At 70.3% G+C, this 10,175-nt stretch carries 12 protein-coding genes; 8 read left to right on the top strand and 4 right to left on the bottom strand.

What is annotated here, in order from left to right; translation table 11 throughout:
* Nucleotides 1–800 (top strand): extracellular solute-binding protein (locus E0L93_RS15120; RefSeq protein WP_132692919.1); only part of this gene is annotated, 800 nt, incomplete at its 5' end.
* Here E0L93_RS15120 and E0L93_RS15115 read toward each other — a convergent pair.
* Genes E0L93_RS15115 through E0L93_RS15100 form a run of 4 tightly spaced genes read right to left on the bottom strand, consistent with a single transcriptional unit; the run spans nucleotide 797 to nucleotide 3,708 of the window.
* Nucleotides 797–1,624, bottom strand: a complete 828-nt coding sequence (locus tag E0L93_RS15115) for a class I SAM-dependent methyltransferase (RefSeq protein ID WP_132692918.1) — start codon at nucleotides 1,622–1,624, stop codon at nucleotides 797–799. The two genes, E0L93_RS15120 and E0L93_RS15115, sit on opposite strands and share 4 nt — an antisense overlap.
* Nucleotides 1,625–2,227: a flavin reductase family protein gene (locus tag E0L93_RS15110; RefSeq protein WP_132692917.1), complete on the bottom strand. Its 603-nt coding sequence runs from the start codon at nucleotides 2,225–2,227 to the stop codon at nucleotides 1,625–1,627.
* 16 nt (nucleotides 2,228–2,243) lie between these two features.
* On the bottom strand, nucleotides 2,244–2,948 hold the full coding sequence (locus E0L93_RS15105; protein WP_132692916.1) for an esterase/lipase family protein: 705 nt from the start codon (nucleotides 2,946–2,948) through the stop codon (nucleotides 2,244–2,246).
* 7 nt (nucleotides 2,949–2,955) lie between these two features.
* Nucleotides 2,956–3,708 carry a lipoate--protein ligase family protein gene (locus E0L93_RS15100; RefSeq protein WP_132692915.1) on the bottom strand — a complete coding sequence of 251 codons (753 nt, stop codon included), beginning with the start codon at nucleotides 3,706–3,708 and terminating at the stop codon, nucleotides 2,956–2,958.
* A 73-nt stretch (nucleotides 3,709–3,781) separates the two neighbouring features.
* Here E0L93_RS15100 and cofD point away from each other — a divergent pair, with 73 nt between their 5' ends.
* From cofD to E0L93_RS15065, 7 genes are all read left to right on the top strand, one after another.
* Nucleotides 3,782–4,723 carry a 2-phospho-L-lactate transferase gene (gene cofD / locus E0L93_RS15095; protein ID WP_132692914.1) on the top strand — a complete coding sequence of 314 codons (942 nt, stop codon included), beginning with the start codon at nucleotides 3,782–3,784 and terminating at the stop codon, nucleotides 4,721–4,723.
* Entirely contained in the window at nucleotides 4,720–5,313 is a 594-nt protein-coding gene (gene cofC, locus E0L93_RS15090) for a 2-phospho-L-lactate guanylyltransferase (RefSeq protein WP_165874410.1), read from the top strand. Before cofD ends, cofC begins: the two co-directional genes overlap by 4 nt.
* A 5-nt stretch (nucleotides 5,314–5,318) precedes the next feature.
* Entirely contained in the window at nucleotides 5,319–6,053 is a 735-nt protein-coding gene (gene cofE, locus E0L93_RS15085; protein WP_207890544.1) for a coenzyme F420-0:L-glutamate ligase, read from the top strand.
* A gap of 255 nt (nucleotides 6,054–6,308) precedes the next feature.
* The gene (locus E0L93_RS15080) at nucleotides 6,309–7,010 is read left to right on the top strand and encodes a phosphoadenylyl-sulfate reductase (RefSeq protein ID WP_207890543.1); all 702 of its coding nucleotides are present in this window, start codon (nucleotides 6,309–6,311) and stop codon (nucleotides 7,008–7,010) included.
* Between the two features lie 19 nt (nucleotides 7,011–7,029).
* Nucleotides 7,030–8,640 carry a nitrite/sulfite reductase gene (locus tag E0L93_RS15075; protein ID WP_132692920.1) on the top strand — a complete coding sequence of 537 codons (1,611 nt, stop codon included), beginning with the start codon at nucleotides 7,030–7,032 and terminating at the stop codon, nucleotides 8,638–8,640.
* Between the two features lie 3 nt (nucleotides 8,641–8,643).
* Nucleotides 8,644–9,837 carry a Coenzyme F420 hydrogenase/dehydrogenase, beta subunit C-terminal domain gene (locus E0L93_RS15070; protein WP_132692910.1) on the top strand — a complete coding sequence of 398 codons (1,194 nt, stop codon included), beginning with the start codon at nucleotides 8,644–8,646 and terminating at the stop codon, nucleotides 9,835–9,837.
* A 2-nt stretch (nucleotides 9,838–9,839) separates the two neighbouring features.
* Nucleotides 9,840–10,175 (top strand): hypothetical protein (locus E0L93_RS15065; protein WP_132692909.1); only part of this gene is annotated, 336 nt, incomplete at its 3' end.

Here is a 10,175-nt window from a genome sequence, read left to right as displayed (position 1 = left end):
CGCCCACAACCTGGGACGAGCTACAGGAGGTAGCCCGGCAGGTCGCCGAGCAGAGCGGCACCCGCTTTGGGTTTGTCTTCCAGGGAGCGGAGTACGAGGGCGGGGTTGTAAACGGGCTTGAGTACATCTGGACCCACGGCGGAGATGCGCTGGACCCCCAAGATCCGAGCGTGGTCACGATAGGCAGCCAAGAAGCCATAGCGGGGCTTACCACCGAGCGGAGCATGGTGGAGGAGGGTGTTTCTCCTGAGGCGGTGAGCACCTACCAAGAGATGGACGCTCACACGGCGTTTCTGAACGGGGATGCGGTCTTCATGCGCAACTGGCCCTACGTTTACGGCCTGCTCGCGGACCCGGAGACCTCCAGCATCAGTCCGGAGCAGGTGGGGATCGCGCCGCTGCCGGTCGCCAGCCCGGGGGATCAGAGCTCCAGCTGCGCTGGCGGCTGGAACCTGTTCATCAACGCCGCCTCCCCGAACCCGGACGCCGCCTGGACGCTTATCGAGTATCTTGCCGCCCCCGAGCAGCAGAAGGAGCGGTCTCTCGAAGGGGGCTACCTGCCGACGCTGGCCGGCCTGTACGAGGACCGGGAGATAGTGGACAACGTGCCGGTGATCGCTCTGGGGCGGGAGGCGATTCAGAACGTGCGTTCGCGGCCGGTCTCGCCCTACTACTCGGACATGTCGCTGGTTCTGGCCGCTGAGTTCAACGCCTCTCTCAGGGGAGCCAAGTCGCCCGAGGAGGCGGCCCGAACCGGCCAGAGCGAGCTGGAGCGCATCATAGAGCAGGGGAGCGCTTAGAAAGATATTCGCCGCGCGCCGGCGAAGAAGACCACCCCGCAGGTGCGCAGCTCCTCCGGCGCAAGCCCCGCGTCCGCGAGGAGGCGGCGGATCTGCGCCGCTGAGAAGAACTTCGCGCCGCCGGCTGCGCAGATCCGCTGGAGCAGCCGCCCCTTCGCCGAGCCCGCCCGCAGCAGCCCCATGATGGCGAGCCTGCCACCCGGCTTCAGAACCCGGGATACCTCCCGCAGCGCCCGGCCCGGGTGCCCCAGCTCGTTGAGCGTCCCGCCGCAGACCACCCCGTCGAAGGTGCGGGGGGCGAACGGCAGGTTCTCGGCGTCGGCCCGGATGAGGGAGACCTCAGCGCCCGCCTCTCGCGCCCGGCGGGCCGCCTCCCGCAGCATGGAGGGCGAGATGTCTATGCCGGCCACATGCCCGGAGTCTCCGAGGCGCAGCGCCAGCTCGCGGGTGTAGAGCCCGGCGGAGCACCCCAGGTCCAGGTACAGCCCGCCGCGGTCTACCTGCGCCAGTTCGGAGATGATCTCCACCTCCCGCCGGTTGGGGAACTCCTCGCCCGTGAGCAGCGTCAGGGAGCGCACCCGCCAGAGCGGCTCGTACGCCCGGGCGGCTCCGGGCAGGAAGTTGGAGAGGTTGGCGAGGTTGCGGATCGCCGGCCGGCCGCCCAACAGGTCCAGGCAGCCGTCCCGGATCGGGTACGCGGTGTTCGTCGCCTCCGAGCGGGCCTCGCCGTCGAGAACGGGGTCTCCTTCACCGCGGACGAGCGTGAGGCCGGCCGTATCTGAGAGGGAGGGCCGTATCTTCGCCAGCAGCTCCCGGCGGACCATCTACCAGCCCTTGAGCCGGGCGTCGAAGCCGCGCGGAGCATCCATGAAGGCTCCGGCCTCCTTCAGGCGCGGCGCTTCTTTTAGGGAAGGGTAGGTGCCCTGGTAGAAGACGAGCGGGGCCTTGTCCGTCTCGCCCAGGTGGATCGCGGCCACCCGGCCCAGGAAGAGGTCGTGGTCGCCGCCGGGGTATACGGCCTCCAGCTCGCACTCTATGACGGCCAGAGAACCCCGCACGAGCGGCGCGCCGGTGCTGCCGTACCCGCCGCCCATCGAACGGACGGCCGTAACGCCGCTGGAGCGCTCCGGGGAGGCGAAGAGCCTGGAGAGGCCCTCCTGGTCGGCGGCCAGGAGGTTGAGGGCGTAGTACCCCTCCTCGCGGAGCCGGGCGTTGATCCGGGCCCCCCGGTGCACGCTCACCAGCATGAGCGGGGGCTCTAAAGAGACGGAGATGACGGCGTTCGCCGTCATCCCCTCCGCCCGCTCCTCCCGGCCGGTGGTCAGGACGGTAACGCCGGTGGGGAAGTGCCCCATCGCCTCGCGCAGCGCACCACCGTCCGGCTCTACCGAACGCCACTCCTTCCTCTGCCGGTGCGGGCGGGTCATGTCCTGTGTGAGGCTACTACGCCCCGTCCTCCCCGGCAAGCAGGCTCTCCGGCCACCACCGGAGTATGGTCTCCCGGTCCTCGCCGTACCACTTGCCGCGCGAGATGGGCGCGTGGCGCACGTCGTCCAGCACCACGGCCCGGGAGCCGGGCAGTACCGCGCACTCTGCCGGAACCGCACCGTCGCCGGGGACCCGCCCGTCCTCGACCAGCCGCTCGTATCTCTTGCGGGCCAGCCAGGATTTCGCGCCGTCCACCGCGCTCCCGGCGACCGAGACGTACTCTATCTGCGGCTCGTGCGGGCAGCCGGGGAAGAGCCGGTCGACCTCCAGAATGGGGGCGAGCGGCCGCTTCTCCGCCACCCGGTGGGGGCTCCCCAGCGTGATGAGGTGCGATACCCGGCGGTGGCCGGAGTACCGGCGGCCGCCGTAGGGCGGGTCGCCGCCCAGGTACACCCGGCAGGCGATGCCGCCGGCCGAGTGCCCGACGAGGACGGCCCGCTCCGCCCCTGCCTCCAGCAGCGCCCGGTCCACCGCGGTCGCCACCTGGAAGATGAGCTGCCCGTAGCCGGAGATGCGGCCCCACAGCCAGTCCAGCGGGTTTATGCCCGCCACGAAGACCCGCCGGCCCGCCGCCTCCTCCAGCAGGCGCGCGAACTTGCGGTAGCGGAACGGCCAGGTGTTCAGGCCGCCGACGAGGACTATGGGGCTGCGGGGCTCCATGACGCGATTATATCCTCCCCCCGGTTGCCACCCGGTACTCCCCGACGTGCGAGCGCGCCTCCTCCAGCGTCTTCCGGTCGAGCCGCGACCCTACGGCCCCGTAGCGGGAGCGCACCTCCCGCTCCAGGGCCAGCATCACGTCCGGCACCCCGGCGCCGCCGGCGTCTCCCACGCTCCCGCGGCGGAACGGCGCGCCGAGCTGCGCGTAGAAGCGCTCCAGCACCTCCGCCAGCTCCTTCGTCCCCGAGACCAGGATTATCCCCTCCAGGCGCGCGGCCCGGCGCGTCACCCGCTGGGAGAGCCCGGCGAGCTTGACGCCCCGCGGGCCGCCGGCGCGCACCGAGTACGCCCCGGGGCAGAACTCGCCCTCCACCTCGCCGGGTTCGGCCTCCACGCCGGCACGCCCCAGCGCGGCGGCCACCAGTTCGGTCCCCTCGGCGTAGCGGTCGTAGATGCCGCGGCGCAGATCCTCCACCGGGTAGAAGAGCGCGAAGGTGAGCGTAGAGGGGTTGGCCGCTATTGGACCGCCGCCGGAGCGCCGCTCCAGCACCGGGAAGCCCAGCGCCTCCGCCGCCCGCACCGCCCGCCCGAAACCGGGCCGCCGGGTGTCCATCCGGGTTACGCCCACGTGCCGGGAGCAGGGGAAGATGAGCGCCGTCTCCCCGCGCTCGCCGCGCCCGACCTCGTCCAGGAGCGCCTGCAGCAGGCCGTAGCTCTCCTCCGGCTCCTCGAACGCCTCCCGCAGCACGATGAGATCCACGCCCGTAAAGATAGCAGAGCCGCCGCGGGCCGGGTGCTAAGATAGCGGGCTGTATGGAGCGCGGAGGAGACAGGTGAGCGTCTGCGCGCTGGCGGGCGGCGTCGGCGGGGCGAAGCTGGCCGCGGGGCTTCAGGCCGTGCTGGAGCCGGGAGAGCTCGCGGTCGTGGTGAACACCGCCGATGACTTCGACCTGTGGGGGCTGCGCATCTGCACGGACCTGGACACCGTGATGTACACGCTGGCCGGGGTGGCGAACCCGGAGACCGGCTGGGGCGTTGCGGGGGATACCTTCGAGGCTCTGGGGATGCTCGCCCGCTACGGGGAGGACGTCTGGTTCCGGCTGGGGGACCGGGATCTCGCCACCCACATCCTGCGCACCGAACGCCTGCGCGAGGGGGAGTCCCTCACGAACGTCACGGCGGAGCTGGCGCGGGCGCTCGGGGTTCTGAGCCGCATACTCCCCATGTGCGACGAGCCGGTGGCCACGAAGGTGAGGACGCCGGAGGGGGTGCTGGACTTCCAGGAGTACTTCGTGCGGCGCGGCCAGCGGGACGAGGTTCTGGGGGTGGAGTTCCGGGGGATAGAGGAAGCCCGGATCCCGGCCGGGGTGGCGGCGGCGCTGGAGGAAGCTGACGCCCTGATACTCTGCCCCTCCAACCCGGTGGTGAGCATCGGCCCGATCCTGGCCGTGCCCGGGATGCGGACGGTCCTGGAGCGTCTTGCGGTCCCGAAGGTCGCCGTGAGCCCCATCGTGGGAGGGCGGGCGCTCAAGGGTCCGGCGGACCGGATGCTCGCCTCCCTCGGGCACGAGGTCTCGGCGGCCGGGGTGGCCCGGATGTACCGGGGCCTGGTGGACGGCCTGGTGGTAGACGGAGCGGACGGGGCCGCGCGGGAGGAGATAGAGGGGTTGGGGATGGACGTGCTCGTGACCGGTACGATCATGCGCTCGGCGGCGGACCGGGAGCGGCTCGCCCGCGAGGTGCTGGAGTTCTGCGCGGAGATCGGGGGCTCGTGAGGCTCTTCGCCGCCGTCCCGGTGCGGGGGCTCGGCTCCTCCAAGAGCCGCCTCGGTCCGGTGCTGGCTCCCGGCGAGCGGGAGGCGCTGGTGGCCCGGATGCTGGGGGGCGTGATCTCCGCGCTGCGGGAGTCGGGGTGTGCGGAGGTCTGCGTCGTAAGCCCGGACCCGCGGGCGCTAAAGCTGGCCGGGCGCGCCGGGGCCCGGCCGCTGCGGCAGCGGGGCGCGGGGCTGAACCCGGCCCTGGAGGAGGCCCGGCGGCAGGCGCTGAAGGCGGGCGCACAGACCCTGCTGGCGCTGCCCGCCGACCTGCCGCTCCTCGGTGCGGGCGACGTGCGGGAGCTGCTGGCCGCCGGGAGCGCCTGCGCCATCTCCCCGGACGCCACGGACTCGGGCACCAACGCCCTCCTGCTGCGCCCGCCGGACGCGCTGCCGTTCCGGTTCGGACCCGGCAGCTTCCGGGCTCACCTGGAGGAGGCTGCAGCACGGGGGGTCGAGCTGCGCGTCTGCCGGACGCCCGGACTGGCCTTCGACCTGGACACCCCCGCAGACCTCGCGCGCCTGCGCGGGCTAAAGCGCGCGATAAGTTGAGCGGCATCAGCATCCTCCCGCTCCAGGGCATCCCGGAGGTGCGCCCCGGCGACGATCTGGCCCGCCTGATCGCCGCGGCCGGACGGGACCTGCTGCGCTCCGGGGACGTTCTGGTCGTCACGCAGAAGGTCGTCTCCAAGGCCGAAGGGCGGGTCGTGGACCTGCGGGAGGTCGAGCCTTCGGCGTTCGCCAGGAGCTTCGCCGACCGGCACGGAAAAGACCCCCGCCACGTGGAGGTCGTGCTGCGGGAGAGCCGCCGCATAGTGAAGATGGACCGCGGCCTCATCATCTCCGAGACCCGCCACGGCTTCGTCTGCGCCAACGCCGGAGTGGACGCCTCTAACGTCCCCGGCGAAGAGACCGTATGCCTCTTGCCCATAGATCCCGACGCCTCAGCGCGGAAGCTGCGCGGCGCGCTCCGGGAGCGCCTGGGGCTGGATCTCCCCGTCATAATCTCCGACTCCTTCGGCCGGGCGTGGAGGACCGGGATCGCCAACGTCGCCGTCGGCGCCGCCGGAATGCAGCCCCTCCTGGACTACCGGGGACAGAGGGACCCGCACGGCTACACTTTAGAGGCCAGCGTCCTGGCCGTCGCCGACGAACTCGCCGCCGCCGCCGAACTCGTCATGAACAAGACCGACGGAATCCCGGCCGCCGCCGTGCGCGGTTACCCCTACAGCCCGGGAGAAGGCTCCGCGAAAGACCTCGTGATGCCCCCCGAGCGGGACCTCTTCCGGTAAATTTCGTAAATCCGACAAAAAATATCGGGTTTACTATTGACGTTTGCCGGGAGTGGGGCTAGTCTTGAGTGCGATGAGCGCACCGGGAGCCACAAGGAGAAGCAGAGGGGGTCTCCGAATGTCCGGTTCGTCTGCCCGGCGATGTAGCGTCCGCTGCTAGCCTTCCGATTCTCTGCCTGATCTGAATTTCGCCTGAGACGGCTCTGTGCGAGCCTGGAGGGGAGTATTGTGTCTCGTTTGGCATCGCTTAATTCTGTGGCGGAACCGGAGATCGAGAGTATCGCCCGGCGGCTGGAGGGCGCTTCGCCGCCGGAGGTGCTGGAGTGGGCGGTGGAGACCTATGGGGAGGGGCTGACGCTCTCGGTCTCCTTCGGAGGGGCCGAGGGGATGGTGCTCTTGGACATGCTCTCGCGCATCACCGGCCGGGTGCGGGTCTTCACGCTGGACACGGGTTTTCTCTTCCGGGAGACGCTGCGGTTCCGGGCGGAGGTGATGCGGCGCTACCGGCTGCCGCTGGAGGTGGTGCGGCCGCAGCTCACCATAACGCAGCAGGCGGCCCGTTTCGGGGAACGGCTCTACGCTCATGACCCGGACTTCTGCTGCCGGATGCGGAAGGTGGAGCCGCTGGAGCGGGCGCTGCGGGGGTATGCGGCGTGGGTTACCGGCATCCGGCGTGAGCAGACGGCGCAGCGGAGGGAGACGCCGGTTGTGGGCTGGGAGGAGCGTTTCGGCGTGGTTAAGATAGCGCCGCTGGCGCGGTGGAGTTCGGAGCAGGTAGAGGAGTATGTGCGGGAGCGGGGCGTTCCGGTCAACCCGCTGCTAGAGAGGGGATACCGGAGCATCGGGTGCGAGCCCTGCACGCGGCCGGTCGGGATCGGCGAGGACGACCGGGCCGGGCGCTGGGACGGGTTTGAGAAGACCGAGTGCGGGCTGCACTGGGTGAAGGAGGGAGCGTAACGTGAGGTTCTTGCGTGAGATGCCGCGCGGGCTCAACCAGGTGGAGCGGTGGAAGCTGGAGCGGCACCCGCTGGAGGTCAAGCGGGCGGTCATAGAGCGGTACTCCAAAGAGGGGCCGCAGTCTATCGCGGGCGTGGACGGTGAGCTGGAGCGGCTGAAGTGGGTCGGGATCTACCCGCAGAAGCAGGGCGGGGACGCGTTCATGATGCGCTTCAAGATCCCCGGTGGCGTGCTGGCTGCGGAGCAGGCGCGGGCCATCGGGGAGATCGCGGCCGAGTTCGCCGAAGGGCCGGAGGAGAACCCGGTCTTCGGGAACAACTACCTGGACATCACCACCCGGCAGGACATCCAGGTGCACTGGATCCGGATCGGGGACGTGCCCGAGATCTGGCGCCGGCTCGAGGAGGTCGGGATGACGACCGTGCAGGCGTGCGGCGACTCGGCGCGCAACGTGCTCTGTTGTCCGGTCTCGGGGCTGGACCGGGAGGAGGTCGTGCACGCCCACCCGGTGGCGCGGGCCATCTCCGACTACTTCACCGGCAACCGGGAGTACGCGAATCTGCCGCGCAAGTTCAAGATGAGCGTCACCGGCTGCCGGGAGGACTGCGCGCAGGCCGAGATAAACGACATCGGGATGTTGCCCGCGCGGCTGGAGGACGGCACGCTCGGGTTCAACGTGCGGGTCGGCGGCGGGCTCTCCGACGGGCCGCGGATGGCCTCGGACATAGACGTCTTCGTGCGGCCGGAGGAGGCGGTGGAGATCACGCGCGCCATAGCCCACGTCTACGGTGAGCTCGGCAACCGGGAGAACCGCTGGCTGGCCCGGATGCGCTACCTGGTGCAGGAGCTCGGCCCCGAGGGGTTCCGGGAGGAGCTAAAGAAGCGCGCCCGCTTCGAGCTTATCCCTGCCGGCGAGGACCTCACCAGGCACTACCGGGGCGACCACGTCGGTGTGCACGCCCAGAAGCAGGCCGGGCTCTACTACGTCGGCCTAAACGTGACGGTAGGGCGGATGGGCGGCGCGGATCTCGTCGAAGCCGCCCGGCTTGCGGAGGAGTACGGTGGCGGCGAGGTAAGGCTCGCCACGGACCAGAACCTGATCCTCCCCGGCGTTCCGGAGGAGCGGCTGGACGGGCTGCTCGCCGAGCCGCTGCTGAAGCGGTACTCTCCAAACCCCGGGCCGTTCGAGCGCGGCGTGGTGGCCTGCACCGGCAACGAGTTCTGCCGCTTCGCCATCGTGGAGACCAAGGCCCGCGCGAAGCAGTGGGCAAAACACATGGACGAGCAGGTAGAGGCCGGCGGCCAGGAGGCTATCCGGATGCACTTCTCCGGCTGCTCGGCCAGCTGCGCGCAGCCCCAGATCGGGGACATAGGTTTCAGAGGCGAGACGGCCAAGACGCCGGACGGCATAACCGAGGGCGTGGACATCGGGCTCGGCGGATCTTTGGGCAGGGACGCGGCCTTCATAGATTGGGTCGAGGGCGCAAAACCTGTGAGCGAGGTGCCAGAGGCGCTGGTCCGCCTGTACCGGCGGTACGCGAAGGAGCGCAGAGAAGGCGAGCGCTTCCACCAGTGGGCCCGGCGCACGCCGAACCGGGAGCTGCGGGCCACGATCCGGGGCGGGGTCTAGAGCATGGCCGGCTTCGACATCCGCAACTTCATGAACGACATCGAGGAGGCTCCGGGCAAGGTCTGGTTCTGGGACCTGGAGCGGGCGGTCATAGACGCCGACCGCTGCGTGCAGTGCGGGGCGTGCGTCGCCGCCTGCCCGACGGACTCCATCGGGATCGCCGGCGACGACCTGCCGAAGCTGGTGAAGATGTGCACCGGCTGCTCGCTCTGCTGGGACTTCTGCCCCCGCGGCGGGATGCGGCACGAGGCCACCTGGAAGCTCGCCGCGAAGGATGCCGGCGTCAACGGGCTCGGCGCGGTGCGCGGGAAGTACACGGCGCGCGTGCGGCCCCACATCCCCGGCGTGCAGGACGGCGGGGTGGTGAGTGCGCTCTTGATATCTCTGCTCGAAGCGGGCGAGATAGACGGGGCGCTGCTGGCGCGCGAGAGCGAGAGCGAGCCGTGGAAGGGCGAGGCCTTCCTGGCCCGCACTCCGGAGGAGGTCGTCGAGTGCGCCGGGAGCTTCTACAACCAGACGATGGCGCTCGGTCACCTGGACCTCAAGGGCTACGAGCTGCCGCCGAACCCCAGGATAGCCGTGGTGGGAACGCCATGCGAGATAGAGGGGATCAAGGCCATGCAGGCCCGGCCCTGGGAGTGGGGTTCATCCAGGGTGGACGCGGTCGTCCTGACCATCGCTCTGCTCTGCACCAAGAGCTTCAACTACGAGAAGCTGATGCTGGAGGAGGTTAAGAAGAAGCGCGGCATAGATCTCTCGGAGGTGGGCCGGGTGGATGTGATCCGGGGCAGGTTCATCGTCCAGGACCGCGCGGGCGGGACCCTGGTCGAGGAGCCCATCAGGGACTTCCACGGGGCGGCCTTGAAGGGCTGCGACGAGTGCGCGGACTTCCTGGGGCACGCGGCGGATATCTCCGTGGGCAGCGTGGGCAGCGCCGACGGGTACTCCAGCGTCATCGTCCGCAGCGAGTACGGTCTCGACGCCTTCGAGCGCGCCCGCGACCGGCTGGAGGTTCGGAAGCTGGACCGGCCCGAAGCCCTCGAGAAGCTGGACGCGCTGGACAAGAAGGTCGCCTTCAAGAGCCTCGAGCGCCCCTTCGACCCCGACGCGCCGCTCTTCATAGATTACGAAGAGCACCTCGAGAACTACTCCGGGACCGACCGCGCCCCGGTCGGGCACGATGCGGTGAGGTACTAGCGGTGGACCGCCTCCCGGTCCCGGACGAGCCGGTCGAGCTCCGCACCCGCTTCCGCCGCCTGCTGGAAGAGTCACCCGAGGAAGGCTTGGGCCTCGTGCGGGAGGGGACCTGGATCTCCGCCCCGCTCTGGAGAGAGTGGGGGGAGAGCCTGGAGCGCGCCGGGGTGAGCTACGAGCAGTTCACGCAGATAGCCGCAGGCTACGGCGACGAGCTGCGGCTCTGGGTCATGGGGGAGCGCCCCTGGGAGCACTGCGCCGCCGGGCTCGCCGGGAGGGTCCGGCGGCGGGGCCCCCCGGCGGGGCAACTTAAAAAACCGGCCGGGGGGGGGTTTTTTGTT

The sequence above is a fragment of the Rubrobacter taiwanensis genome, from assembly GCF_004337705.1.
Taxonomy (GTDB): Bacteria; Actinomycetota; Rubrobacteria; order Rubrobacterales; family Rubrobacteraceae; genus Rubrobacter_C; species Rubrobacter_C taiwanensis.
This window is presented reverse-complemented; position numbering and strand designations above follow the sequence as displayed.